Genomic DNA, 25,445 nt, shown 5'->3' with positions numbered 1-25,445 from the left:
GCTTTTTGTGAGACTCCCATCATGGCCCTCGATACCGAAACCCTGAACCTGTTGCTGGACGCCGTGCGCCGCTTCGTGCACGAACGCCTGATCCCCGCCGAAGACGAACTGGCCGAAAGCGGCCAGGTGCCGCCCGACATCGTCAACGAGATGCGCGAGCTGGGCCTGTTCGGCCTGTCCATCTCGCCCGACCATGGCGGCCTGGGCCTGACCATGGAAGAGGAAGTGCGCGTGGTCTTCGAGCTGGGTCAGACCTCGCCCGCGTTCCGCTCGCTGGCCGGCACCAACATCGGCATCGGCTCGCAAGCCATCGTGCTGGCCGGCACCGACGAGCAGCGCGCCCGCTACCTGCCCAAGCTGGCCAGCGGCGAATTGATCGGCTCGTTCGCGCTGACCGAACCCGACGCCGGTTCCGACGCGATGGCGCTGCGCCTGTCTGCGGTGCGCGACGGCGACAGCTACGTGCTCAACGGCACCAAGCGCTACATCACCAACGCGCCCATCGCCGGCCTGTTCTCCGTCATGGCGCGCACCGCGCCGGAACGCCGCGCCAATTCCATTTCGTGCTTCCTGGTCGAAGCCGGCACGCCGGGCCTCTCCATCGGCAAGCCGGACAAGAAGATGGGCCAGGCCGGCGCCCTGACCAGCGACGTGGTGTTCGACAACTGCCGCGTCCCGGCCAGCGCGCTGCTGGGCGGCGAAGAGGGCAATGGTTTCCGCACCTCGATGCGGGTGTTGGACAAGGGCCGCCTGCATATCTCGGCGCTGTGCGTGGGCATCGCCGACCGCCTGCTGAGCGATGCCGTGAAGTACGCCATTGAGCGTAAGCAATTCGGCCAACCCATCGCCGAATTCCAGCTGATCCAGGCCATGATCGCCGACAGCCAGGCCGAACTCTACGCCGCGCGCTGCATGGTGCTGGACGCCGCCCGCATGCGCGACCGCGGCGAGAACACCACCATGCAGGCCGCCTGCTGCAAGCTGTACGCCACCGAAATGGTGGGCCGCGTGGCCGACCGCGCGGTGCAGATCCACGGCGGCGCCGGCTACATGTCGGAATACGCGGTCGAGCGCTTCTACCGCGACGTGCGCCTGTTCCGCATCTTCGAAGGCACTTCGCAGATCCAGCAGCTGGTGATCGCCCGCGAAACCATCAAGGCGCATTCCTGAGCGCGGACCCGGCGCAAGAGGCTAATATCCTGCATGACTGACGGTGATCCGGCGCACGGCCCCAGGCCGCGCCGGCATATGACGCGCCAGCGGCCGCGCGCCGCCGGCATGACGGAATTCCAGTCTGGCTTGCGCGCCGCCGCAAGCCAGACGTTTTCATTTCTCTTCTAGCGAAAAGATTACTAATGTCGCAACGTCCCGCTCCCCTTACCGGCATACGCGTGCTGGACCTCACCCGCGTCCTGGCGGGTCCCTGGTGCACCCAGAACCTCGCCGACCTTGGCGCCGAGGTCATCAAGATCGAACGTCCCGGCGCGGGCGACGACACGCGGGCCTGGGGGCCTCCGTACCTGAAGGACGAGGCGGGCAACGACACCACGGAAGCGGCCTATTACCTGTCCGCCAACCGCAATAAGCTGTCGGTGGCGCTGGACATCGCCTCGCCGCGCGGCGCCGAGCTGGTGCGCGAACTGGCGCTGCAAAGCGACATCCTGGTTGAAAACTTCAAGGTCGGCGGCCTGTCGAAGTACGGCCTGGACTACGAAAGCCTGAAGGAACTCAACCCGCGCCTGATCTACTGCTCCATCACCGGCTTCGGCCAGACCGGCCCTTACGCCAGCCGTCCCGGCTATGACTTCATGATCCAGGGCATGGGCGGCCTGATGAGCATCACCGGCGAACGCGACGACCTGCCCGGCGGCGGTCCGCAGAAAGCGGGCGTGGCCGTGACCGACCTGATGACCGGCATGTACTCCACGGTCGGCATCCTGGCCGCGCTGCACGAACGCTCGCGCAGCGGCCTGGGCCAGCACATCGACATGGCGCTGCTGGACTGCCAGGTCAGCATGCTGGCCAACCAGAACCTCAACTACATGACCTCGGGCGTGGCGCCCAAGCGCGCAGGCAATGCCCACCAGAACCTGGTGCCGTACCAGGTCTTCGCGGCCAGCGACGGCCACCTGATCGTGGCGGTCGGCAACGACAGCCAGTTCCGCAACTACTGCGGCGCGATCGGCCTGCCCGAGCTGTCGGCCGATCCGCGCTTTGCCACCAATCCGCAGCGCGTGAAGAACCGCGCCGAACTGGTGCCGCTCCTGGCCGAACGCATGGCCACCGGCGCGCGCGACCACTGGCTGGCCGCGCTGGAAGGCGTGGGCGTTCCCGCCGGCCCCATCAACACGCTGGACCAGGTCTACGAAGACCCGCAGGTCCTGGCGCGCGGCATGAAGCGCGAGATGCCGCATCCGACCGCGGGCACAGTGCCCATCGCCGCCAGCCCGCTGAAGTTTTCCGACAGCCCCGTCGAGTACCGCCGTCCGCCGCCCATGCTGGGCGAGCACACCGAGCAGGTGCTGTCCGAGAAGCTGGGCCTGTCGGCCGAAGAAATCCTGGCGCTGGCGCAAAGCCGGGCCTGAACCCCATCCAATAAAAGCAGGAGAGTGGTGATGAAGGAGATTCAAACCATCGGCGTCGTCGGCGCCGGGGCCATGGGGCGCGGCATCGCGCAGATCGCGGCGCAAGCCGGGCTGCGCGTGCGCCTGTACGACACCAGCGCGGACGCCGTCGCGGCCGCGCGCGAGTCGCTGCGCCAGACCTGGGACAAGCTGGCCCAGAAAGGCAAGATGAGCGCCGCCGACGCGCAGGCGGCGCTGGAGCGCGTGGAATCCGCCACCGCGCTGACCGACATGTCGAACTGCCAGCTGGTGGTGGAAGCCATCGTCGAGCGCCTGGACGTCAAGCGTGATCTGTTCGCCGCGCTCGAAGGCGTGGTGGCCGAAGACTGCATCCTGGCGTCGAACACCTCGTCGCTGTCGATCACCGCCATCGCCGCCGCCTGCAAGCGGCCGCAACGCGTGGCCGGCTACCACTTCTTCAACCCCGTCGCGCTGATGAAGGTGGTCGAAGTCATCGACGGCCTGCGCAGCGCGCCCGAAGTCGGCGACGCGCTGGCCGAGCTGGCGCGCCGCATGGGCCACACGCCCGTGCGCGCCAAGGACATGCCCGGCTTCATCGTCAACCATGCCGGCCGCGGCATGAATACCGAAGGCCTGCGCGTGGCGCAGGAAGCCGTGGCGACCTTCGCCCAGGTCGACGCCGTCATGCGCGAGCAGGCCGGTTTCCGCATGGGCCCGTTCGAACTGCTGGACCTGACGGCGCTGGACGTGTCCCACCCCGTCATGGAATCCATCTACCGCCAGTTCTTCGACGAGCCGCGCTTCCGTCCCTCGCCGATCACCACCGTGCGCCTGGCCGGCGGCCTGATCGGCCGCAAGGCCGGCGAAGGCTTCTACGTCTACGCCGACGGCCAGAAGCAGGTGCCGGCCGAGCCGCCCGTACCCGCGCTGCCCGAGAACCTGAAGGTCTGGGTCAGCCCCAAGCACGCTGAAGGCTACGCCCGCGCCGCCGCGCTGGTCGAAAAGCTGGGCGCCACGCTGGTGACCGGCTCCACGCCTGACGCCGACGCGCTCATCCTGGTCACGCCCTACGGTGAAGACGTCTCCACCACCGTGTCCGCGCAAAGCCTGAACGCGGCCCGCACGGTCGGCCTGGACACGCTCTACGCCTTTGACAGCGCCAAGCGCCGCACCATCATGGTGTCGCCCGCCACTGAAGCCAAGTGGCGCGACGCCGCGCACGCGCTGCTGGCTGCCGACGGCGTGCCCGTCACGGTGATCGAGGATTCGCCTGGCTTCATCGCCCAGCGCATCGTCGCCACCATCGTCAACATTGCCAGCGACATCGCGCAGCAGCAGATCGCCACGCCCAAGGACATCGACCTGGCGGTGACGCTGGGCCTGGGTTATCCGGTGGGTCCGCTGGCCCTGGGCGACAAGCTCGGCGCCGACCGCATCCTGGAAATCCTGAAGAGCATGCAGCGCGTGACCGGCGATCCGCGTTATCGCCCCAGCCTGTGGCTGCAACGCCGTGTGCAGCTGGGCATGTCGCTGACCAAGGCGGCTGGCGAACAGTGATGCGATGAGCATGACAGGCGCCGACCTGGCATGCGCAAGAAAAAACCCGCAAGACATCGTGTCTTGCGGGCTTTTTTTTGCGACGCCGGCCGCCTCAGTTCGCCGGCTTGACCCCGATCAGGGACACCAGCGGCGTCCACAGCGCGATGTCGTCGCGGATGCGGCGCGCAAACTTCTCCTTCACTTCGCCTGCCCGCGGCTGGCTGCCGGAAGCGTCGAATTTGCTCAGCACGTCCGGGTCGCGCAGCATGACCTGCACGGCGTCGGCCAGCCTGTCCACCACTTCGGCGGGTGTGCCGGGGGGCGCGAACAGGCCATTCCAGGTTTCGATCTCGTGGCCGGAGATGGTGTCGGCGATGGCCGGGACGCCGGGCAGCTGAGGTACGGGCTGGCGGCTGGACACGCCCAGGAAGCGGATGCGGCCGCTGTCCTTGTACGGCAGGATCTCCGAGATGTTGGCCGAGTAGAGATCGGTCGTGCCGCCCATGGTGTCCAGCAGGGCGGGCGCACCGCCGCGATAGCCGATCAGCGTCGCCTCGATACCCGCGCGCTTGAGAAACACCAGCACCGACATATGCGACATCGACCCCTCGCCGCCGTGCGCGACGGTCAGCGCGCCCGGTTTGGCCCGGCCATACTCGATCAGTTGCGCCAGGTTCTGGAAACGCGAGCTGGACGGCACCGTGAGCACCAGTGGATTGCTGGCGATGTTGGCGACCGGCACCAGATCGTTCAACGGGTCGTAACGCACATTGAACAGAAAGCGCACCAGCGAAACCTGGCCGATGGAGCCCACCATCAGCGTGTTGCCGTCGTTGCGCGAGCGTATCAACGCATCGGTGGCAATGGTGCCGCCTGCGCCGGCCTGGTTCTTCACCACGACCGATGAGCCCAAGGTGCGGCGCAGCGAATCGGAGGTAATGCGCGCCACATAGTCGGTGTTGCCGCCGGGCGGATACGGCACGATCAAGGTGATGGCGGTCCCGTCCTGGGCGCGGACCAACGCGGGCAGCAGCAATGGCGCAGAGGCCAGCAGTCGCGAGAACTGACGACGATTCATGATGTTTTCCCCTTGTGTCGTAGTGGTGCGCGGCCTGGGCGTCAGCGTACCGCGGCAGCCATCTGGCCGCCGCCCTTGGCGCCGACCACTTTACCGTCCGCATACACCGTGGCGCCGCGCACCAGCGTATGCACAGGCTTGCCCTTGAGGCGGCGGCCGGCATAGGGGCTCCAGCCCACCAGGCTGAGCACGTCCTCGTCGCGCACTTCGTATTCCGTCTCCAGATCGACCAGCACCAGGTCGGCGTCCAGGCCCACGCGGATTTCGCCCTTGCTGCGCAACCGGAACAATTCGGCGGGCTTGGCCGAACATGCCTCGGCCACGCGTTCCAGGCTGATCTTGCCTTCCTGGGCCGCCGTCAGGAACATGCTCAGGTAGAACTGCGTCGACGGCGTACCGGTGTGGGCTTTCCAGCCATCGGTCCAGCCCACTTCCTTTTCTTCGCGCGTGTGCGGCGCATGGTCGGTGGCGATGATGTCGATCGTTCCGTCGTTCAGGCCTTCCCACAAGCCCGGCACGTTCTTCTCCGGCACCCAGTACGACAGCGCATACGAGCCCAGGCGCTGGATGGCCGACCATTCGCAACCCAGGAACAAGGCCCAGGGATTGATTTCGCAGGTGACCTTCTGGCCCGCCGCCTTGGCCTCGCGGATGAGTTGGACACTGCCGGCGGTCTGGGTGTGCAGGATGTGCAGATGGCAGCCGGCCGCCTTCTGCAGGCGCAGCAAGGTGGCGATGGCGGTTTCCCAGATCACGCCGTCGTGGGCGGCGTAGGCGCGCGCATAGGCGAGGGCGTCGCGCTCGCCCCGGTCCCAATAGGTCTGTTCGATCACGTCCATCAGGGCCTGGTCGTGTGGATGCACCATCAAGGGCACGTCCAGTTCAGCGCAGCGCTGCATGATGCGCAGCAGCTTGCCGTGGTCATGCACGCCGATGCCGGGCATGTGCGGATAGTCCCGTCCCGTGTCTACCACCATGAAGATCTTGAACGCGGCGATGCCCGTGGCGGTCATGGCTTCCATTTCCGACTCTATCGTCGGCGCCGGGTTGAAGTTCCAGTCGACCACGGCATCGCTGCGGTAGATGGCGAACTGCTTCTCCAGCAGGTCCAGCGAGTTTGGCGGCGGATTGACGTTGGGCATGCCCACGCTGGTGGTGACGCCGCCCGCGGCGCATTGCTGCGTGGCGGTGAGGATGGTGTCCTTGTACTCGAATCCCTTCTGCGAACCCTGGCGGTGGTGCGAATGCATGTCGATGGCTCCTGGCAATACTGCCAGGCCGCTGGCATCGATGACGTTGCGCGCGTCGGGCTCGCTGCCGGCCTCGTACAAGCCGGCGATCTTGCCGTCGCGGATGCCGATGGAGGCGCGCACCTGGCCCTGGGGAGTGACCACCAGGCCGTTCTTGATCAAAGTGTCCATGCTGTTTTCCTTGTGATGGGGAATGCCAAAACGATCAGGCCGCGCGGGCGGCAGGCGGGAGGGCGCGCTGGCGCACCGTGTTCCAGACCTGCAGGACGTAGTCCTTGCTCAGGCCCTTGGTGATAAAAACCATGCGGGATTGCCGGTCCGTGTCGGGCCATTGCGGCAACTCGGCAGGCGGATGGAACAGGCGCTGCACCGCTTGCAGCACGATGGGGCGTTCGTGGCCAGCGATGTGCAGGATGCCCTTCACGCGCAGCAGTTCGTCCGGGTGCGCCATGACCAGCGCATCCAGCCAGGCGCTGACCTGCGGCCAGTGCAAGGGGGCGGCGAAGTCCAGGCAGAAGCTGTCGATGCGCGCATGGTCATGGTCATGGGCATGCGCGTGTTCATGGTGATGCCCGTGCCCGTCCGCGTAGGGCGCGGCGTTGAGCCATTGCCGGGCCTGCTCCGGGCGCACGTCCATGTCATAGACGTCAGGACCTTCCAGCACGGAAGCATCCGGCCGGGTCGCAAGGTTGCAGGCCACGCGCATGGCACCCGGATTGACGCGCGCAAGCGTGTCCATCAGCGCTGCGAGTTGCGCTCCGGGCAGGTCAGTCTTGGTGACGATCAAGGCATCGGCGACAGCGACTTGCTTGACGGCCTCCGGGTGCGCGGCCAGGGTGGCCGGACCGTTGACGGCGTCCACCACGGTCAGCACGCGGTTCAGGCGGAACGAGCGCGCCACCGGAAATGTCATCAAGGCCTGGATGACCGGCACCACGTCGGCCATGCCCGTGGTCTCGATCAGGACGCGGTCGAAGGCCGGAATCTGGCCGGCGCTGCGCTTGGCGCGCAAATCGCGCAGCGTCTCCACCAGATCGCCTTGCACGGTGCAGCACAGGCATCCCGTGCTCAGTTCGATGGTGTTGTCGTTGCTGCTGGCGATCAGGGAATGATCGATGCCGATCTCGCCAAACTCGTTGACGATGACCGCCGCATCGGCCAGCGCGGGGTCGCGCAGCCAATGATTCAGCAAGGTGGTCTTGCCGCTGCCCAGGAAGCCCGTCAGCAACGTGACCGGAATACGCGGTTCGGGGGTCTCACCGTTTGCCATGATCCACCTTTGCAAAAAACATTAAATTCGCAACTATTGCGATTAAATGGATTTTTGCATCGAGTTGACGCTTTGGCAAGCCCCCGCGATTTCGCACCGTTGGCCCGGGGAGCAGACGGGAGGATGGCGCTGCTAGAATCGCGGGGGAATAAAATTTCGCAATGGATGCGAAATTTCGCGCCGTAGAGGCGTAACGACAGGGAGAGGGCGACGTGGCGGGTGAAATCAGGACGCGCAACCGGATACTGCACATCCTGCAGCTCTATGACAGGAGCGCCGCATGGTCGGTGGAGGAAATCGCCGTTGAAATGGATGTGTCGGTCAGCTCGGCCTATCGCGACGTGCAGGAACTGGTGCGCGCGGATTTCCTGACTCCGGTGATGGGCGCGCGCTATGTGCTGGGGCCGACGTTTGCCCATTTCGATCTGCTGATGCGCCATGGCGACCCCTTGCTCAAAGTGGCGGAGCCGCTGATGCGGCGGCTGGTGGCGGCAACCACGCCTTCGTCGGCCTCGGTGCTCACGCGCAGCTACCAGGACAAGGTCATGTGCATCCACCAGGAAATCGGCGATCCGGCCGCGCGCGTCGGCCGCTATGAACGCGGCGCCACCATGCCGATGTTCCGAGGCGCTACCTCCAAGGTCATCCTGGCGCACCAGAGCCGTCGCGCCCTGGAGCGCATGTACCTGGCCCATGAAGAGGAAGTGCGCGCCATTTCGCACTGGAAGAGCCTGAAGGACCTGTGCCTGGAACTCGATGCCATCCGCGAGGCGGGCGTCGCCGTCAGCGATTCAGAAATCACGCCGGGGACCACAGGCATTGCAGCGCCCATTTTCCTGGAGCAGCGCGTGGTGGCCGGACTGAGCCTGATCGTGCGTACCGAGCATTGCCGTCTCGAGCCTTTCCGCGCGGCGGTCATCGACGCCGCCAGCCAGATCAGCAGCCAGTTGGCCGCGGTGGACGGCGCCTGGGTCGCCCGCACCTGAACACAGGCCTCCAGCCGCTCAGTCGGATCGCAACTGGCGGTCCCGGCCCAGGCGGCGCAATTCATCCAGCGTGTGGCGCAGCAACTCCGAGGGCTCGCTCTCCCGCCGGACATACATGCCGACCGAGCGCGAGAGCGCCTGCCGCAGGCGGGTCTTGCGCACGCCGCGCTGCGTCGCGTTGTCCAGCGACGACTCCGGCAACAGCGCAATGCCGCAGTTGTGCTGCACGAAGCGCGCGATGGTGTTCAGGTCCCGCAGGGAATAGAGTGGATTGAAAGGCTGGGACGCGGCCTGAAAGGCGCGTTCGGTCAGGACGCGCACGCTGGTGCCAGGCGGCATGCTGATCAAGGGCAGCCGGGCCAGTTCCGTGGGCATCCAACGCGTGACGTCCGGTTTGATCTGGACGCTGTGGAACAGCACGAAGGGCTCGGTAAACAACTCCTGATAGACCAGGTCGGTAGCGCCTTCCTCGTTCATCGTGGTCACGGCAATGTCCACCCGCCGCTCGCGCAGCAATTGCAGGGCTTCGTTGGCGATGGGATCGTAGACCTCTACGCGGACCCGAGGGTGCTTGCGCGCGAGACTCTGGATCAATAGCGGGATGAGCGACGCCGCAAGCGTGGGCAAGGCCGCGACGGCGACGCGGTTGTTGCGGTCGCGCAGCCGATGGTCCAGTTCCAGCATGCCTTTCTCGTGCAGTGCCGTGATCTTGCGCGCGATCTCCAGGATGTCCTGGCCTTCGCGCGACAGGCGCACCATGCGAGTGGTGCGCTCGAAGAGTTTGACGCCCAGCGTCTCTTCCGTTTCCTTCAGCAGTTTGCTCAGCGTGGGCTGAGTCACATGCAGCATTTCGGCGGTCCTCTGGAAGCTCAGGGTCTCTGCCAGCAGCACGAAGATGCGCAGTTGTCTCGTCGTCAGATTCATTCTTCTTGTCTATCAATGCCGTTCAAATTGGAACTTAACCGGAGGAGCCGGCTGCCTTAGCCTCTACATCACGATCTTTCTCTGGAGCTGGGATGTTTCGTCTTGATGGCAAGGTAGCCCTGGTGACCGGTTGCGGCACGCTGGGCGAGGGGTGGGGCAATGGCAAGGCCGCCGCGGCGGTGCTTGCCAGGCAGGGCGCGGCGATTTTCGGTTGCGACCTGAACATCGACGCGGCGCGCCAGTCCGCGCAGGCCGTGGCCGCCGAGGGCGGCAAGATTACGGTCCGGCAGTGCGATGTCACGGATGGCGGCCAGGTGGCGGAACTGGTGCGGGCCTGCATGGACACATACGGCCGCATCGACGTGCTGGTCAACAACGTGGGCCGCTCGGAACCGGGCGATCCGGTCTCCATGCCGGAGGATCTTTGGCACGATCAGATCCAGGTGAACCTGACCTCCGCCTTCCTGTGCTGCAAGCACGTCATCCCCCTCATGAAGAGCGCCGGTGGAGGATCGATTATCAATATTTCATCCATCGCCGGGCTGCGTTATGCGGGCAAACCCCAGGTCGGCTACGCCGCCGCCAAGGCCGCCTTGATGCAGATGACGGCAACCACGGCTGTCATCTATGCGCAAGACGGCGTGCGGCTGAACTCGGTGGTCCCGGGACTGATGTTCACGCCCCTGGTGGAGCGCCTGGCGCAGAAATACGCCAAGGGCGATTACGAGGGGTTCGTGGCCCACCGCCATGCCCAGGTGCCGGCGGGCCGCATGGGCGACGCCTGGGATGTGGCCCATGCCGTGGCTTTCCTGGCCAGCGATGAGAGCCGCTACATCACGGGGCAACAGATCGTGGTGGATGGCGGCATCACCATGGCGACGCGTTGAGCGGAGGACAGTCGCGATGCATGTGCATGAGCAAGCGAGCGCCGGGCGCCTGGCGGGCAAAGTGGCCTTGATCTTCGGCGCAGGTTGCGTCGGACCGGGATGGGGCAACGGGCGAGCGATCGCCGTGCGTTTCGCCCAGGAGGGGGCTGTGGTGGTCGCGGTGGACATGCGGCCGGAGTCCTTGCCCGAGACTCTGGAGTTGGCTGGGCGCTACCGGTCCCGCATCGAAACCCACATCTGCGACGTGGGCGACGCTGCCCAGGTCGCCGCGTTGGTCGAAACCGTGGCGCGGCGGCACGGGCGGATCGACATTCTGGTCAACAACGTGGGAGGCCCCATTCCCGGCGGTCCGGCGGCGCTTACGCAAACGGATTGGCATAGGCAGCTCGACCTGAACCTGACCTCGGTGTACACGACCTGCCACTACGTCCTGCCCATCATGGAGGAGCAGGGCGCCGGCGCCGTGGTCAACGTGTCCTCGACCTCGGCCATACGCTGGACCGGCGCGCCGCAGGTCGGCTATGCGGCCGCCAAGGCGGGCGTGATGCAGTTCGGCCGCGTGGCCGCCGTGGAATACGCCAGCAAGGGGGTGCGCATCAATACGGTCTTGCCGGGCCAGCTCCATACGCCGCTGGTCGATGCCTTCCTCGCTGGCCAGCAGAGCGCGGGCGATATCGACGCCCTGCTGGAGCGGCGGCGGCGCCGCATTCCGCTGCCGTTTTCCGGCGATGGCCGGGACACGGCCAATGCCGTGCTCTTTCTCGCCTCGGACGAGGCGCGTTTCATCACCGGAACCGAGTTGATCGTGGACGGGGGCATGAGCGCCCGCTGCGACTGAAAACCAAGCTGAGGAGAATCACGATGGCGCGAATTGAATATGCGGATATCGCCAGGCCGGAGATCCGGCCGCTGGTCGAACGCATCGAACGGGAGCGGTCCAGCCTGCCGAATCTCTATCGGATGCTGCTCAACAGCCCCCCGGTGGCGCAAGGCTGGCTGGCCTATCTCACGGCGATACGCCAGCACAGCGGGCTTGCGCCCAAACTGCGGGAGATGCTCATCCTGCGCGTCGCGGTGCTGAACCAGGCCGATTACGAGTTCGATCAACATCTGCCGATCGCCTTGAAGGCGGGCTGCAGCGAAGATCAGGTGCAGGGCTTGAAGACCGGCAATTTCGCATCGCTGGACTTGGGCGAACGCGCGGCCATGGCGTATTGCGACGAGATGACGCGCGACATCCGGGTCCGGGACGTCACGTTCGCGGCCATCCGCGAGGCTTTCGATGCCCGCGCGATCGTTGAGATCACGGCCACGGTGGCCGCGTACAACATGGTGTCGCGCTTTCTGGAGGCGATACAGATCGACCACGAATGAACGGCTTCTTGCACAGCCGGTAAATAAGAAAACAGGAGACATGCATGCACAGCTTCAAACGATTTGGTGGCGCGTTCGCATCCCTTGCGCTGGGCCTGGCCCTGAGCGCGACAGCCCATGCCGGCTATCCGGCAAAGCCGGTGCAACTGATCATTCCGTTCGCGCCCGGCGATACCGACCAGATGTTGCGGCCCATCACCGAGAAGATGGGGAAATACCTGGGCCAGCCCATCGTGATGAACTACAAGCCCGGCGCGGGAGGAGGCATAGGCGCGGCATACACGGCCTCGGCGGCGCCCGACGGCTATACCATCGTGGGCAGTTCGCCGGGGGCGCTGGTAGTGGTTCCGCTGGCCAACAAGGAAATCAAGTACACAACGGAGTCCTTCGCTCCGGTCGCCGCGATATCCCTGGGCGGCATGATGATCGTCGCGCCCGGGAAGTCCAGGTACAAGACCCTGGCCGACGTGGTGGCCGACGCCAAGGCGCGTCCCGATGCCATCTCCTACGGCACCTCGGGAGCCATGGGCATCAGCCATCTGTTGGGCGAAACGTTCGCCTCGGAGGCCAAGGTCAAGTTGCGCCACATTCCCTTCCAGGGCAGCACGCCGGCGGTCACCGCCTTGCTGGGCGGCCACACGGATATCGCCGTGTCCGCAGTGGGGCCGGCGCAGGCGCATATTCAGTCCGGCGGCTTGCGGCCACTGGCCGTCTTCAGCAGCAAGCGGTTGGTGGCCTATCCGGACGTGCCGACCCTGCGCGAACTGGGCTACGACGTCGGCAGCCCCACCATCTACGGGCTGATGGCGCCCAAGGGCACGCCGCCCCAGGTGGTCGACGCCTTGTACCAGGCTGCCCGCAAGGTCGTGGCGGAGCAGGGCGATGAGGTGAACAAGACCCTGGGCGGCATAGGCGCGGAAATCAGCGTGCTGAGCCCGCAGGAGTACGGCGCCTATCTGCAGGAGCAGCGAGCGTTGTTTTCCAGGGCGATCGGCCTGATCCGCGAATAATCGGCGTGCCAGCGCGCGCAAAGAAAAAGCCCCTTGATTTGCTCAAGGGGCTTTTTTCATCATGGGAGGCGAGTCTTACTTCGCCGCATCCACCATGTACTGCACCGCTGCGCGGATGTCGTCTTCCGAGGCGTTGGCCGCGCCGCCCTTCGGGGGCATCGGCGGCTTGCCTTGCATGGCGACCTTGACCATCGCGTCCATGCCGGTCTTGATGTACGGATCCCAGGCGGCCTTGTCGCCGAACTTGGGGGCGTTGGCCACGCCGGTGGCATGGCAGGCGAAACAGACGCTCTTGTACAGCTTTTCGCCGGCCGGGTTGACTGCCGCGGCTTGCGGCGCGGCGGCCTGGGCTGCCGGAGCAGGGGCGGGCGCCGCGGCGGCCGGTGCCGCGGCCGCGGGAGCAGCAGCAGCCGGGGCAGCAGCAGGCGCCGCAGCTGCGACGGCTGGAGCGGCAGCGGCTTCCTTCTTGTCGCCTTCCGCAGCCGGAGCGGCGGGTTCGGGCAGCGAAGCGCCCGACTTGTTGGCCATGTACACCACGGCGCGCGCGACTTCGTAGTCGGACAGCGTGGGGTTGCCGCCCTTGGCGGGCATGCCGCCCTTGCCGTGCAGGGCCACGTTCATCATGGCGTCGTAGCCCGCGGTGATGAAGGGCGCCCAGGCGGCGTTATCGCCCACCTTGGGTGCGCCAGCCACGCCGGCGGTATGACAGGCCGTACAGACGGCGGCGAAGACCTGTTCGCCGGTCTTGAAGACCTTGGGGGCATTCGCATCGACCAGCTGGAAACCCGCGACGGGGGCGATGCGCTTGGCGACGGCTTCCTGGGACAGCGTGTCCGAACCCGCTCCTGTCTTGGTGCCCGAGACCACCATGTTCACCAGTAGGATGATGATGGCGATCGGGATCACGAAAGACAGGACGATCGTGACGATCAGTTGCTTCGGGGTCTTGATGGGGGAGGAGTGCTCTTCTATGTGTTCCTGCTCGTTGCTCATGACCAAATCCTGCTAACGGGTACCGGGGGCGCCTGGCGGCGGCAACAGAAAATCAGTACTGCACAAGTCGGCGGCATGAAGAGCCCGCCTTGCAAGCAAACGCTGGATTATATAACGGTGTCATAGACACGAGTCCAATGCAACCGACGGGGTTTTCGCTGAGTTTGACGGAAGATTTGATCCAGTTCATGCAGTTCAGCGAAAACTGGGTACAATACCGCCTCCTTGCGCTGCGCCCGTAGTTCAATGGATAGAATGAGAGTTTCCGAAGCTCTTGATACAGGTTCGATTCCTGTCGGGCGCGCCACCAACTCCAAGACTAAGAATGGCTTGGGTCCACACTGGGCCTGACGTGGCTGTTCCGACTCCGGTTCAGAAGGTCTGATTGGCCTCTCCGGAAGGTGCCGCGCAGCAAGTCGCCGCATCTTGTCTCCTCCTCGCTGATTTGCGATCTTGTCGATCCACTTCGAGTAGACCTCGAAGAGCAGCTCCTCGCGTATGCGCTCCCGAATGTCTAGCTCCCGCAACTCTGATCTCCAGATTCCGAGGGCTGCGGTGCCGGCCATCCACTCGCGGCGGAAGTTGTACCGACTCCCCCGGAGGCAATCTTCTGAGGATTCAAGCAGAAGGAATATTCCCTTGATGGAATATTCCTTCGGGGCTATAATTCGGTTGCCGTGCTGACGGGGGAGCGATGGCCTGGGAAGTCGAGTTCACGGACGAATTTGAGGTTTGGTGGAATGGTCTGTCGGAGCGAGAACAGGAGTCTGTCGCCGCTACCGTTGGTCTTCTGGAAGCTCGTGGCACCACCCTCGGCTTCCCGCATTCCAGCGGCATCAACGGTTCCAAGCACGAGCACATGCGGGAGCTTGGGACTCAAGCCGGAGGCCGCCCGCTGCGCACGTTGTATGCCTTTGATCCAAGGCGAGCGGCAATTTTGTTGATAGGCGGGGACAAGACGGGCAACGATCGTTGGTATGAAGAGTTTGTGCCGTTGGCAGACAAACTATATGACGATCATTTGAGATTATTGCGAAAGGAAGGGCAGATAAATGGCTAGGAAATTTGGGACGCTCCGCGCCGCCATGTCGCCGGAATCACAGCTTCGCGCCAAGGCTGCCACAGAGCAGATGCTTCAAGAGATGCCGCTTCAGGAACTGCGACAGGCACGAGGTTTGTCGCAGAAAGTTCTGGCAGAGGTGTTGCATGTTCAACAGCCGTCCATTGCAAAAATGGAGAAGCGGACGGACATGTATATATCAACGTTACGAAGCCACATTGAGGCAATGGGTGGCAAGCTTGAAGTGGTCGCTCGTTTCCCGGATGGCGCTGTCAAGATCACCAATTTTTCTGATCTGGCCGCGTAGAGTCTGGGGTCATAGGAGAGCAGTCCAGTCCGCCGCGGATCCTTGCGCGGACTGCCAACGCTCTTGATCCGATCGCCAAATCTGCAAGCTTCCTGCCGTCTCAGGTCGTAGTCTGCACATGCAGCCGGCTGGACTTGCAGCGGTGCAAGGCGCGGTAGTGCTCCAGCGCGCGCCCGTTGGCGCCATAGGCGATGGACTCGATGCGCAGCAGGGGTTCGGGTTCCTTCATGCCCAGCAATTCGCAGGTCTGGGCGTCCGGCTGCACCGCGTCGATCCAACGTTCCGCGCGCACGATGCGCAGGCCGTACTGCCTGCGCAGTACGTCATACAGCGAGCGGTTTTCCAGGCGGGTGCGGTGCAGGCCCGGCACCAGATCGGCGGGCACGGCCGTTTCCACCAGCAATTGCAGTTCGCCGTCGACGCTGCGCAGGCGCTTGAGCGCCACGACCTGGCTGTCTTCGGCCAGCCCCAGCGAACTGGCTTCGTGCGTCGTGGGTGCGCGTAGTTCCTGCAGCAGCACCTGGGTGCGTACCGTGCGGCCCTTGCGTTCCATTTCGTCCGAAAAGCCCAGCACGGTGGACACGAAGTCTTCGTCGCGCTCGCGCGCCGATACGAAGGCGCCCTGGCCGCGGATCTTGTAGATCAGGCCGTTGCGGACCAGGTCCGCCAGCGCTTCGCGCACGACGATGCGCGAAATGCCATATTGCTCGCCGAACTCGGCCTCGGTGGGCAGCTTGTCGCCGACGGCCAGTTCGCCTTGCAGGATCTTGCCGCGCACCACGTCGCGGAACTGAGTCCAAAGCGGGGCGCCGGCGCTGCGGTCCAATATGGCTTCGGTGGAGATGGGGCTGCTCATGTCGTCAAAGAGTTTGAAATCGAACCTGTAGCCAAGGCGGATTCGGCGGGCTCTGCCCAGGACGCCTCGTCTGGAGGAAGTTGAACACAATGCCGGTCCCGCAGCGTCGCGGTGCAGGCTCGTAACTCGTCTTGCCGGCGCGCGAGGCTCCAGCCCAGCTCGGCCGCGGCGATATCCGCCAGTTCCGCCAGCAGTGCCGGCGTGACTTGGCCGCGGATGGCCAGCAAGGTGCGCCGGATCACCAGGTCGGCCAGGTGCTGCACAGCCGTTTCGCGGCACAGATAGCGGATCTCGGCGGTTGAATGATCTGGCGCGTGGCGCAAGGGCTTATCGCCCGCCGCGGCGAAATCCGCCGCCATGGCGCCTGCCCGTGAACCATAGCGCATGAACAGTTCGGCGACGCGCCCGCGGTCCAGCGCGGCGGCTGCCTGAATGCTGTCCAGAAAGCGTTGGCGTCCCGCCGCATCGGCAGGCATGCCCGCCCCGCCGCCGATAGCCACCTGCTCGGTCGACTGGCGCCGTGCGCGGCCCAGCTGCTGCAGCACCGCGTCGGCCGCCAGTTGCGCCAACGAACGGAAGGTCGTCCATTTGCCGCCGACCAGGCACACCATCGGCACCTCGCGCCGGGCGTTGGGCGGGTCGATCACCACCGCGTGATCGCGCGATATCTGTCCGGGCTTGTCGGCATCCGACTGGGCCAGCGGCCTGACGCCCACGTAAGTGTAGACCACGTCCTTGCGGCTGAAATGCAGGCGGGGAAACACCTCATGCAACACGTCGAGCAGGTAGTCGATCTCCGCCGGCTCGGTCGCGGCGAGGTCGGGATCATCAATCGGAATGTCGGTGGATCCCACCAGCACCCGGTCCAGGAACGGGTAGACGATGCACACCCGGCCGTCGGACGCTTCGAAGTAAGCCATGCGCCCCTGGAGCGCGGCGCGTAGCGCCGGATGGTCCAGGATCAGGTGTGACCCCTTGGTGCCCATGACGCGCGAGCCATCGCCTTCCAGGGCGCCGGCCGCGCGGTCCAGCCAGGCTCCCGTCGCGTTGACCACCGTGTCGGCAGTGACTTGCACGGATTCGCCGGTCAGCGCATCGCGCAGCGTAATGACGCGGCCTTGGCAAGCCGTCACGCTGCAGTAGTTCGATGCGACCGAGGCCGGATGGCCGCGATGCGCATCGTCGATCAGTTCCAGCACCAGCCATTCCGGATGCCGTATCCAGGCGTCGTAGTACGTGGCCGTCCAGCGCACCGCCGCGCCGAACAGCGTACTGTCCGCCGCCGGCACGCGTTCGATGCGATGTTCCGGCATGACGCGCTGGTTGCGGCCCAGCTTGTCGTAGAGGCGCAAGCCCAGTCCCACCACGCACCGCCCGCGCGCGCCCGGCGAGGCGTTCAGGCCGGCAAAGCGCAGCATGCTGCCCCACAGGCCGCCGAAGCGGCTGGATAGCGGCACCACGGTTTCCAGCGGCTGCACCAGGTGCGCCGCGTTGCGCAGCAGCAGATTGCGTTCGCGCGTGGCTTCCGCCACCAGGGAAAAGGATCCGCTTTCCAGGTAGCGCAAGCCGCCGTGGATCATGCGCGATGGCGCGCTGCTGGCGCCTGCGGCCACATCGCCCTTGTCGACGATCAGGCAATCCACGCCCTGCAGCGACAGGTCGCGGAACACGCCAGCGCCGTTGATGCCCGCGCCAACGATCACGGTGGAAAAATGGCGGCCCGCCAGGGAGGCCGGGCGCACGAAAGGCGAGGTGCGCGGGGTCATCGGGCGGGTCCCGCAAGATGGCCGAAAGCAAGGGCCATGCTGTCCACCAAGCCATGGAAGCTGTCGTAGAAGTCGGCGTGCGCCTGCGCTTCGGCGGCAAGGGGCTCGACCCGTTCGCATGGGGCGGGCAGCAAGTCATCGCCGCCAGGGTTTTGCGACAGCGCGGCATACAAGGCGGCGCCGCGCGCGCCGGTTTCGTCGTCGCCGCAGCGTTCCACGGCGTGGCCCAGAAAGCCCGCCAGCAGGCGCGCCAAGCGCAAGTCCCGGGCGCCGCCGCCCAACGCGGCCACTCTGCCCGGCACGCCCAGACCAAGCGCCGCCAGGCGTTTCAGATGCCGCGCGTGCAACGCCACCACGGCGTCGACCACGGCGCGCGCCATGTGCGCGCGGGTGTGATGCCCTTGCAGGCCGACGTATCCCGCGCTGGCTCCCGCCGGCCAGCTGCCGCCATTGATGAAGGGCAGAAAACGCAGACCCTCGGCTCCCAAGGGCACCTCCATCGCGCAATTCACCGCCGCGGCCGCATCCTGGAACTGCAGGGTGCGCGCCAGCCAGGCCACGTTCGCCATCGATGAGGGGCTGTTTTCCAGATAGAGCCTGCGATCCGGATCGCCGAAGCTGACGATGGCGCCAACTTCCGGCTTCGGTTCGCGGGCCGGCGCCACCACCGCATTTACGCACCAGGTGCCGAGTACGGCCACGGCATGGCCCTGGCGTTCTGCATTCACCGCTTTCAGCGAGGCGAGCAGATCGATTGCGCCCAGCGCCACGGGCAGGCCGGCCGGCAAGCCGAAGGCGGCCGCCTGGGCTGGCAGTAGCCGGCCGATCACGGCGCCGCTGGGCGCGATGGGCGCCAGCGCCGTGGCGGCCAGGCCGGACAGGCCGGCTGCCTCGCAAGCCATCGTGGACCAAGTCCCGGCATCGAGCGACAGCAGGCCCGCCGTACTGGCGTCGCTGGCGTCCGTGGCGATCTCGCCGGTCAACAGGAACCCCAGATAGTCCTTGGCGAACAGCAGGTGGCGGATGCGGCCGAGTTGACCGGCGTCCGCGCCGTAGAGTTCGGCCGCGATCAGCGACGACTGCCCCGACCATGGCCGGCAGCCGACTTCGTCATACAGCGCGTCGCCCATGCGGCGGCCCAGCGCCCGGGCGCGGGCGGCGGCGCGCTGGTCGGTCGATGCCACCGCGCGGCCTCCCAGCAATTGACCGCTGGCATCCAGCGCATACAAGCCGGCGCCATGACCCGTGCAGCACAGCGCGCGCACGTCGGCCACGCGCGGACCCAGTTGGGCGGCCACGCCTTGCAAGGCCCGCGCCAGCGCCGTGTGGATGGCGTCCGCGGGCAGCTCGCAACCGCCTTGCGCCAATTGCCGATAGGGCAGCGCGCCGCCCGATGCGGCCAGTGTGGCGCCGCTCCCGGCCTCGAAGGCAACCGCCTTCAAGCCCGTGGAACCCATGTCTATGCCGAGGTAGATGTCTGTTCTCATGTCATAACATTGTCTACGGAAATTTCACGCAGGATAGCAGTGTTTCCCCTAGTAATTTAAAAAATCCGGCTGCAATATAGTTCAGCGATGTCATAACAACGATTCGACCGAAACAGGTTGAACAACAGGCACCGAGGGCTGCAGGGTTCTTGGAACGATGCGAAAAAAGGAGCGGAACATGAGACGAGATTTCTTGAAGACCGTAGCGGCGGCGGGCGCCGGCCTGGCGAGCGCCAACGCCTTTGCGCAGAACACCCCGCAAGCCCCCGGGCTGCGCGGCAACGCCAATGATGTCTACGTGATGAACGTGATGGTGTCCGGGGTGGAGTACTGGTTTCCTGTCTACGAAATGATGAAACAGCTGGGCCATTCGCTCGGCGTGCGCACCCGCTATTCGGGCACGCCCGAATACGACGTCAACAAGCAGCTGGCCTCGTTCGAGCAGGAACTGGCGCGCAAGCCGGCCGGCATCCTGCTGCATCCCATGAACCCCGACCCCTTCATCGAACCCATCAACCGCGCCGCGGCCATGGGCATTCCGGTGGTGACCTTCGCGGCCGACTCGCCCAATTCCAAGCGCGTGTCGTTTGTCACGTCCGACAACGACCGCGAAGGCGCGCAGGCCGCCGACGCCATTGCGGCCTCGCTCAATGGCAAGGGCGAGTACGCGGTGCTGGAAAACCCCGGCCAGGACAACCATGACCGCCGCGTCGCCGCCTTCATCAATCGCATGAAGACCCAGCACCCCGGCATGAAGCTGGTGGGCCGCGCGGCCAGCAACCAGGATCCGAACAAGGCATACCAGGCCACGCTGAGCCTGGCGCAGGCCAACCCCGCCCTGGGCGCGCTGTTCATGCCCGAAGCCAATTCGGCGCTGGGCGCGGCGCAGGCCTCCATCGAGACCAAGAAGAACATCAAGGTCCTGTGCTGCGACGTGAACGCCAAGATCCTGGACATGATCAAGTCGGGCGAGGTCTTTGGCTCCGTCAACCCGAACCAGGGCGTGCAGGGCTACATGGGCATGATGCTGCTGTTCCTGGCGCGCAACCAGCAACTGATCGACCCGATGAACGACGCCAAGCGCAACGGCACCAACCCCATGGCCGTGCCGTTCCTGGACAACGGCCTGTCCATCGTCAGCAAGGCGAACGCCGACGACTTCTATTGGGACAAGTACCTGGCGCGTCGCGGCACCAAGGGCATCAACGAATGAAGGCGCCCGCAGCGCTGCTGGAACTGCAAGGCATCAGCAAGCAGTTCGGCGCGTCCAAAGCCCTGGCCGACGTGCGCTTCACGCTGCGCCGGGGCGAAATCCATGCCTTGTGCGGCGAGAACGGCGCTGGCAAGTCGACGCTGATGAAGATCATCGACGGCATCCATCAGCCGGACAGCGGCGACATCTACCTGGAAGGCGAGCGCGTGGCCATCAATGGGCCGGCCCATGCGATGCGCCTGGGCATCGGCCTGGTCCACCAGGAAATCTCGCTTTGCGGCGACGCGACCGTGGCCGAGAACATCTTCATGCCCATGATCAGCGCCGGCGCGCAGGCCTGGATGGACTATGCCGGCCTGCAAGAGCGCGCCGCGGCCGTGCTGCGGCGGCTGGGCCAGGACATCGATCCGGGCTTGCGGGTCGATGCGCTGGGCATATCCAGCCAGCAGTTGGTCGAGATCGCCCGCGCCTTGACGCTGGACTGCAAGGTGCTGATCCTGGACGAACCCACCGCCGCGTTGACGGAAGTGGAGTCCGTGGCGCTGTTCCGCGTATTGCATGACCTCAAGGCCCAGGGCATCGGCATCGTCTACATCAGTCACCGCATGGCCGAGATCTTCGAGCACTGCGACCGCGTCACGGTGTTGCGGGACGGCCGCGACGTGCACAGCGCCGATATTGCGGCGCTTTCTCCGGATGCGCTGGTGCGCTGCATGGTGGGCCGCGACCTGGGCAACTATTACCCGCCCCGGCAGGCGGCTGGCGATGCGCCGGCCGAGACCCTGCTGGAAGTCGAGGACCTCGCCGATGGCGCCGCCGTCCACGGCATCTCGTTCACGCTGCGCCGGGGCGAAATCCTTGGCATCTCCGGCCTGATGGGCGCGGGCCGCAGCGAACTGGCCGAAACCGTGTGCGGCCTGCGGCGCGCGCGGCGAGGCGCCGTGCGGCTGCGCGGCCAGCCCCTGCGGCTGCGCCGCTACGCCGATGCCCTGCGCCACGGCATCGCCTACCTGAGCGAAGACCGCAAGGCCGCCGGCCTGTTCCTGGACATGCCGATCGAGCAGAACGTGTCTTCGATGGCGCTGCGCCGCATCAGCTCGCGCTTCGGCCTGCTCAAACGCGCGGCGGAACGCAGCCTGGCCGTCGAGCTGGGCGCCCGGCTCAGGCTCAAGTCGGACGGCGTGGCGATCGATGCCAGTTGCCTGTCGGGCGGCAACCAGCAGAAGGTGGCCATCGCCAAACTGCTGGCGACCCGCCCCTCGGTGCTGCTGATGGACGAGCCGACGCGCGGCGTGGACGTCGGCGCCAAATCCGAGATCCATCACCTGCTGCGCGACCTGGCCAATCAGGGCGTGGGCGTGGTGGTGATCTCGTCCGAGCTGCCGGAGATCATCGGGCTGTGCGACCGGGCCCTGGTCATACGCAACGGCAGGCTCGCCGGAGAACTGGCGGCAAGCGAGATGACGGAAGAAAAACTGCTGCGGCTGGCCTCGGGCCTGACCGCCGAGGAGGCCACATGACGAGCGACCTGAAAACCCAGCCGGCGGCGCAAGCGGTCCTGATGCCTCCCGCCGCCGGCCTGCCGACGGAGCCCCGCTCAGGGCGCCGGCTGGGCAGCTTCCGCGAAGCGGGACTGCTGCTGATCATTGCCGCGTTGTGCGTCGTCATGAGTTTCGCATCGCCGCATTTCCTGACTTGGGAAAACGTGCGCGCCATGCTGCTGTCGTTTTCCATCGAAGGCATCGTGGTGGTCGGCATGACCATTCTGGTCATCGTCGGCGGCATCGACTTGTCGGTGGGCTCGGTGGTCTGCCTGGCCATGGTCATCACCGGCAAGCTCTTCCTGCTGGGGCTGGACCCATGGACCGCGAGCCTGGCCGCGATCGCCGTCTGCACGATGGTGGGCGCGCTTATCGGCGGCTGCGTCACGCGCATCGGCCTCAGCCATTTCATCGCGTCGCTGGCGTTCATGGTGATCGTGCGCGGCCTGTGCCTGGCAATTACCCAGGGTACGCCGCAATCGCTGTTCTCATTGCCCCCGCAGTTCAAGTTCATCGGGCAGGGATCCATTGCGGGCATACCCGCCGTCATCCTGATCTTCGCAGCCATCGTCGTCGTCAGCGACTTCGCGTTGCGCCGCGCCTCCTTGTTGCGCAAGGTGTTCTACACCGGCAGCAATGAAAAGGCGGCGCTCTATGCCGGCATCCGCACCGGCCGCGTGAAGTTCTGGGTCACGGTGCTGTGCTCGACCTTGGCCGGCGTCGCCGGCGTGGTCTACACGGCCCGCTTCGGCGCTGCCACGCCCAACTTCGGCGTGGGCATGGAACTCAACGTCATCGCGGCGGTTGTGATCGGCGGCGCCAGCCTCAAGGGCGGTTCGGGCACCGTGCTGGGCGCGGTGTTGGGCCTGGCCCTGCTGTCGGTCGTTACCAGCTCGCTCATCCTGCTAGACGTGTCGCCGTACTGGCAAGACGTCGTGAAGGGGCTGATCCTGCTGGGCGCCGTCACCGTCGACCATCTCATGAACGTCAAAAAGGTTTCCCGATGAAGACTACAACACTGGGCGCGTCCGGCATCGTCTGCGAATCCGTCGGCCTGGGCACCTGGGCCATGGGCGGCTGGATGTGGGGCGGCGGGGACGACGCGGCCGCCATTGCCGCCATCCAGGCGTCCCTCGATGCGGGCGTGCGGCTCATCGACACCGCGCCTGCCTATGGCCTGGGGCATGCCGAAAGCCTGGTCGGCCAGGCCCTCAAGGGGCGCCGCCAGCAAGCCGTCATCGCCACCAAATGCGGACTGGTCTGGCACACCCGCCAGGGCGAGCATTTCTTCGACGAGGAGGGCCAGGCCGTGCACCGCCACCTGGGCCGCGCCTCCATCTTCCACGAAGTGGAGCAAAGCCTGGCGCGGCTGCAGACGGACTATATCGACCTCTACATCACCCATTGGCAGGACGCCGGCACGCCCGTCGCCGAGACCATGGACGCCCTGTTGGATCTGAAGCGGCAAGGCAAGATCCGCGCCATCGGCGTCAGCAACGTGGATCCCGGCACCTTGACGGAATACCTGCGCCATGGCCCGGTCGACGCCATCCAGGAACGCTACAGCCTGATCGACCGCGAGATCGAAGCCACGCTGATGCCGCTGTGCCGCCGCCACAACGTCGGCATCCTCGGGTACTCCTCGCTGGCGCTCGGCCTGCTGGGGGGCCCCATCGATCCAGAGCGCCGCTTTACCGGCGACGACCAGCGTGCCGGCAACCCCCGCTTCAGCGTCGCCAACCGCAGCCGGCTGCAAGGCTTCTTCGCGGAACTGGAGCCGCTGCGCCAGCGGCTGGACTGCTCGGCTTCGCAGCTGATGATCGCCTGGACCACGCGCCCAGGCGGCGTGTCCGTGGCGCTGTGCGGCGCCCGCACGCCGCAGCAGGCCATGCAGAACGCCGGCGCCGCCGCGCTGGAACTGTCGCCTGAAGACCTCGGCGCCATCGACCAGGCGGCCGGGCGCCACCTGCAAACACTGGATTGAACAAGGAATTCCCATGCTGCACAGAAAAGAAGCGCGTCTGAACCGGCTGCTGAACGGCGGCCGTTGCCTGGACATCGCCGTCGACCACGGCGTTTGCAATGAACCCAGCTTCCTGTCCGGACTGGAGGACATGCCGGCCGTGATGGAACAGCTGGCCGCGGCGCGGCCCGACGCCATCCAGCTGAACTACGGCCAGGCCGACCTGCTGCAGCAGCGTCCAGGCCGGGACAAGCCCGCGCTGGTCATGCGCCTGGACATGGGCAACCCCTACAACGCCACGACCCATCGCGTCATGTGGGCCGTGCTGCAGAACGAGCAGGACCCGGTGCTGCCTGCGGTTCAGATAGACGCGGCCTGCGTGGTGGTCAACCTGTTCATGCTGCCGGACGAACCCGACCTGTTTCGCCAATGCGTCGCCAACATCGCGCGAGTCCGTGCGGACTGCGACCGCTACGGCATGCCGCTGATGATCGAACCCCTGGTCATGGCCCCGCACTCCGCGCGCGGCGGCTACATGGTCGATGGCGACGCCGAGAAGATCGTCACGCTGGTCAGGCTGGCGCGTGAAATGGGCGCCGATATCGTCAAGGCCGACCCCACCACCGCCACGCGCGATTTCCATCGCGTGGTGCAGGCGGCGCGCTGCCCGGTGCTGGTGCGCGGCGGCGGCCGCGAAGACCTGCGCCAGGTCTTCGAGCGGTCGCGCGAATTGCTGGATGAAGGCGCGGTGGGGCTGGTATACGGCCGCAATGTCTACCAGCACGCCGATCCGTCCTCAGTGGTGCGGGCGCTGATGGCCATGATCCATGACGACGCCAGCGCCAGGCAGGCGTGGGACCTTTACGAAGCAGGCGGCCGATAGGGCGCGCGGCGCTTCGGCCGCACGGTTCCTAGTGCTCCTCCTTGGCATGGTTGATCGTGTACTTGGGAATGGCGACGGTAAGGTCTTCCTCCGCGACGATCGCCTGACAGCTCAGGCGGGACTGCGCTTCCAATCCCCAGGCGCGGTCGAGCAGATCCTCTTCGGACTCATTCGCTTCGTTCAAGGATTCGAAACCCTTGCGCACGATGCAATGGCAGGTGGTGCAGGCGGCACTCATGTCGCATGCATGTTCTATTGCAATGCCGTTGGCCAGCAAGGCCTCGCAGATCGTGGCGCCGGCCTGCACCTCCAGCTCGGCGCCTTCGGGCGCCAGTTCTGCGTGTGGGAGTACGGTGATCTTGGGCATATCTGATTCCTGTTCAAGGACGTCTCCCTGTTCAAAGGAAGGCGTAGTGGCGTGAGAGAAGCCTGGGGCTTACCAACGTTGGAATGTCAAGGCCGCCAGAAATGCG

The 25,445-nt window shown here is 65.8% G+C and carries 24 protein-coding genes and 1 tRNA gene; 16 read left to right on the top strand and 9 right to left on the bottom strand.

What is annotated here, in order from left to right:
• Positions 1–21 precede the first annotated feature (21 nt).
• From ACM1PE_RS26925 to ACM1PE_RS26915, 3 genes are all read left to right on the top strand, one after another.
• Positions 22–1,170, top strand: a complete 1,149-nt coding sequence (locus tag ACM1PE_RS26925; RefSeq protein ID WP_059377313.1) for an acyl-CoA dehydrogenase family protein — start codon at positions 22–24, stop codon at positions 1,168–1,170.
• A 185-nt stretch (positions 1,171–1,355) separates the two neighbouring features.
• Positions 1,356–2,585: a CaiB/BaiF CoA transferase family protein gene (locus tag ACM1PE_RS26920; RefSeq protein WP_059377315.1), complete on the top strand. Its 1,230-nt coding sequence runs from the start codon at positions 1,356–1,358 to the stop codon at positions 2,583–2,585.
• Between the two features lie 30 nt (positions 2,586–2,615).
• A complete protein-coding gene (locus ACM1PE_RS26915; protein WP_118933372.1) occupies positions 2,616–4,142 on the top strand; it encodes a 3-hydroxyacyl-CoA dehydrogenase in 1,527 nt (508 codons plus the stop codon).
• A 94-nt stretch (positions 4,143–4,236) separates the two neighbouring features.
• On the opposite strand, the gene ACM1PE_RS26910 is transcribed toward ACM1PE_RS26915, so the two are convergent.
• From ACM1PE_RS26910 to ACM1PE_RS26900, 3 genes are read right to left on the bottom strand one after another with little or no spacing between them, the layout of a single operon-like run.
• Positions 4,237–5,202 carry a Bug family tripartite tricarboxylate transporter substrate binding protein gene (locus ACM1PE_RS26910; protein ID WP_059377320.1) on the bottom strand — a complete coding sequence of 322 codons (966 nt, stop codon included), beginning with the start codon at positions 5,200–5,202 and terminating at the stop codon, positions 4,237–4,239.
• Between the two features lie 41 nt (positions 5,203–5,243).
• Complete coding sequence (locus tag ACM1PE_RS26905; RefSeq protein WP_280015278.1) at positions 5,244–6,647, bottom strand: dihydroorotase; 1,404 nt, start codon at positions 6,645–6,647, stop codon at positions 5,244–5,246.
• 10 nt (positions 6,648–6,657) lie between these two features.
• Positions 6,658–7,722, bottom strand: coding sequence for a CobW family GTP-binding protein (locus ACM1PE_RS26900; protein ID WP_419341526.1), 1,065 nt, complete (start codon positions 7,720–7,722; stop codon positions 6,658–6,660).
• A gap of 212 nt (positions 7,723–7,934) precedes the next feature.
• Between ACM1PE_RS26900 and ACM1PE_RS26895 the strand changes: the two genes are divergently transcribed.
• The gene (locus ACM1PE_RS26895; protein ID WP_118933368.1) at positions 7,935–8,708 is read left to right on the top strand and encodes an IclR family transcriptional regulator; all 774 of its coding nucleotides are present in this window, start codon (positions 7,935–7,937) and stop codon (positions 8,706–8,708) included.
• 18 nt (positions 8,709–8,726) lie between these two features.
• On the opposite strand, the gene ACM1PE_RS26890 is transcribed toward ACM1PE_RS26895, so the two are convergent.
• Positions 8,727–9,632 carry a LysR family transcriptional regulator gene (locus tag ACM1PE_RS26890; protein WP_419341524.1) on the bottom strand — a complete coding sequence of 302 codons (906 nt, stop codon included), beginning with the start codon at positions 9,630–9,632 and terminating at the stop codon, positions 8,727–8,729.
• Between the two features lie 92 nt (positions 9,633–9,724).
• Here ACM1PE_RS26890 and ACM1PE_RS26885 point away from each other — a divergent pair, with 92 nt between their 5' ends.
• The 4 genes from ACM1PE_RS26885 to ACM1PE_RS26870 are packed head-to-tail and all read left to right on the top strand — an operon-like array spanning position 9,725 to position 12,903.
• Positions 9,725–10,519, top strand: coding sequence for an SDR family NAD(P)-dependent oxidoreductase (locus tag ACM1PE_RS26885; RefSeq protein WP_059377338.1), 795 nt, complete (start codon positions 9,725–9,727; stop codon positions 10,517–10,519).
• Between the two features lie 16 nt (positions 10,520–10,535).
• A complete protein-coding gene (locus ACM1PE_RS26880; protein ID WP_118933367.1) occupies positions 10,536–11,357 on the top strand; it encodes an SDR family NAD(P)-dependent oxidoreductase in 822 nt (273 codons plus the stop codon).
• A 23-nt stretch (positions 11,358–11,380) separates the two neighbouring features.
• On the top strand, positions 11,381–11,893 hold the full coding sequence (locus ACM1PE_RS26875; protein WP_059377342.1) for a carboxymuconolactone decarboxylase family protein: 513 nt from the start codon (positions 11,381–11,383) through the stop codon (positions 11,891–11,893).
• A 44-nt stretch (positions 11,894–11,937) separates the two neighbouring features.
• Positions 11,938–12,903, top strand: coding sequence for a tripartite tricarboxylate transporter substrate binding protein (locus ACM1PE_RS26870; RefSeq protein WP_059377344.1), 966 nt, complete (start codon positions 11,938–11,940; stop codon positions 12,901–12,903).
• Positions 12,904–12,978: 75 nt separating this feature from the next.
• On the opposite strand, the gene ACM1PE_RS26865 is transcribed toward ACM1PE_RS26870, so the two are convergent.
• Positions 12,979–13,896: a c-type cytochrome gene (locus ACM1PE_RS26865; RefSeq protein WP_059377346.1), complete on the bottom strand. Its 918-nt coding sequence runs from the start codon at positions 13,894–13,896 to the stop codon at positions 12,979–12,981.
• Between the two features lie 232 nt (positions 13,897–14,128).
• On the opposite strand from ACM1PE_RS26865, the gene ACM1PE_RS26860 reads away from it, so the two are divergent.
• The 3 genes from ACM1PE_RS26860 (at position 14,129) to ACM1PE_RS26850 (ending at position 15,263) form a co-directional block, all read left to right on the top strand.
• Positions 14,129–14,203 (top strand) — tRNA-Arg (locus ACM1PE_RS26860).
• Between the two features lie 387 nt (positions 14,204–14,590).
• Positions 14,591–14,956, top strand: coding sequence for a type II toxin-antitoxin system RelE/ParE family toxin (locus ACM1PE_RS26855; protein WP_419341522.1), 366 nt, complete (start codon positions 14,591–14,593; stop codon positions 14,954–14,956).
• Positions 14,949–15,263, top strand: a complete 315-nt coding sequence (locus tag ACM1PE_RS26850; RefSeq protein WP_419341521.1) for an XRE family transcriptional regulator — start codon at positions 14,949–14,951, stop codon at positions 15,261–15,263. The genes ACM1PE_RS26855 and ACM1PE_RS26850 overlap by 8 nt, the downstream gene beginning before the upstream one ends.
• Before the next feature lie 100 nt (positions 15,264–15,363).
• Here the strand turns inward: ACM1PE_RS26850 and ACM1PE_RS26845 are convergent, their stop codons facing one another.
• Genes ACM1PE_RS26845 through ACM1PE_RS26835 form a run of 3 tightly spaced genes read right to left on the bottom strand, consistent with a single transcriptional unit; the run spans position 15,364 to position 19,372 of the window.
• The gene (locus ACM1PE_RS26845; RefSeq protein ID WP_059377355.1) at positions 15,364–16,119 is read right to left on the bottom strand and encodes a GntR family transcriptional regulator; all 756 of its coding nucleotides are present in this window, start codon (positions 16,117–16,119) and stop codon (positions 15,364–15,366) included.
• Entirely contained in the window at positions 16,116–17,885 is a 1,770-nt protein-coding gene (locus ACM1PE_RS26840) for a glycerol-3-phosphate dehydrogenase/oxidase (RefSeq protein ID WP_419341520.1), read from the bottom strand. Before ACM1PE_RS26840 ends, ACM1PE_RS26845 begins: the two co-directional genes overlap by 4 nt.
• A complete protein-coding gene (locus ACM1PE_RS26835; RefSeq protein WP_419341519.1) occupies positions 17,882–19,372 on the bottom strand; it encodes an FGGY family carbohydrate kinase in 1,491 nt (496 codons plus the stop codon). Before ACM1PE_RS26835 ends, ACM1PE_RS26840 begins: the two co-directional genes overlap by 4 nt.
• 178 nt (positions 19,373–19,550) lie before the next feature.
• Between ACM1PE_RS26835 and ACM1PE_RS26830 the strand changes: the two genes are divergently transcribed.
• The 5 genes from ACM1PE_RS26830 to ACM1PE_RS26810 are packed head-to-tail and all read left to right on the top strand — an operon-like array spanning position 19,551 to position 24,972.
• Positions 19,551–20,585, top strand: coding sequence for a substrate-binding domain-containing protein (locus tag ACM1PE_RS26830; RefSeq protein WP_419341518.1), 1,035 nt, complete (start codon positions 19,551–19,553; stop codon positions 20,583–20,585).
• The gene (locus tag ACM1PE_RS26825; RefSeq protein ID WP_419341517.1) at positions 20,582–22,105 is read left to right on the top strand and encodes a sugar ABC transporter ATP-binding protein; all 1,524 of its coding nucleotides are present in this window, start codon (positions 20,582–20,584) and stop codon (positions 22,103–22,105) included. Before ACM1PE_RS26830 ends, ACM1PE_RS26825 begins: the two co-directional genes overlap by 4 nt.
• A 41-nt stretch (positions 22,106–22,146) precedes the next feature.
• Positions 22,147–23,133, top strand: a complete 987-nt coding sequence (locus tag ACM1PE_RS26820; protein WP_419343861.1) for an ABC transporter permease — start codon at positions 22,147–22,149, stop codon at positions 23,131–23,133.
• Positions 23,130–24,110: an aldo/keto reductase gene (locus tag ACM1PE_RS26815; protein ID WP_419341516.1), complete on the top strand. Its 981-nt coding sequence runs from the start codon at positions 23,130–23,132 to the stop codon at positions 24,108–24,110. The genes ACM1PE_RS26820 and ACM1PE_RS26815 overlap by 4 nt, the downstream gene beginning before the upstream one ends.
• A gap of 13 nt (positions 24,111–24,123) precedes the next feature.
• Positions 24,124–24,972 carry a class I fructose-bisphosphate aldolase gene (locus ACM1PE_RS26810; RefSeq protein WP_419341515.1) on the top strand — a complete coding sequence of 283 codons (849 nt, stop codon included), beginning with the start codon at positions 24,124–24,126 and terminating at the stop codon, positions 24,970–24,972.
• A 28-nt stretch (positions 24,973–25,000) separates the two neighbouring features.
• Here the strand turns inward: ACM1PE_RS26810 and fdx are convergent, their stop codons facing one another.
• Positions 25,001–25,339, bottom strand: a complete 339-nt coding sequence (gene fdx, locus ACM1PE_RS26805; RefSeq protein WP_059377373.1) for an ISC system 2Fe-2S type ferredoxin — start codon at positions 25,337–25,339, stop codon at positions 25,001–25,003.
• Positions 25,340–25,445: the final 106 nt, after the last annotated feature.

The sequence above is a fragment of the Achromobacter sp. PD1 genome, assembly GCF_048541815.1.
Lineage (GTDB): Bacteria > Pseudomonadota > Gammaproteobacteria > Burkholderiales > Burkholderiaceae_B > Achromobacter > Achromobacter bronchisepticus_A.
The sequence above is the reverse complement of the archived record's forward strand: the minus strand, read 5'-3'. Positions and strand labels throughout refer to the sequence as shown.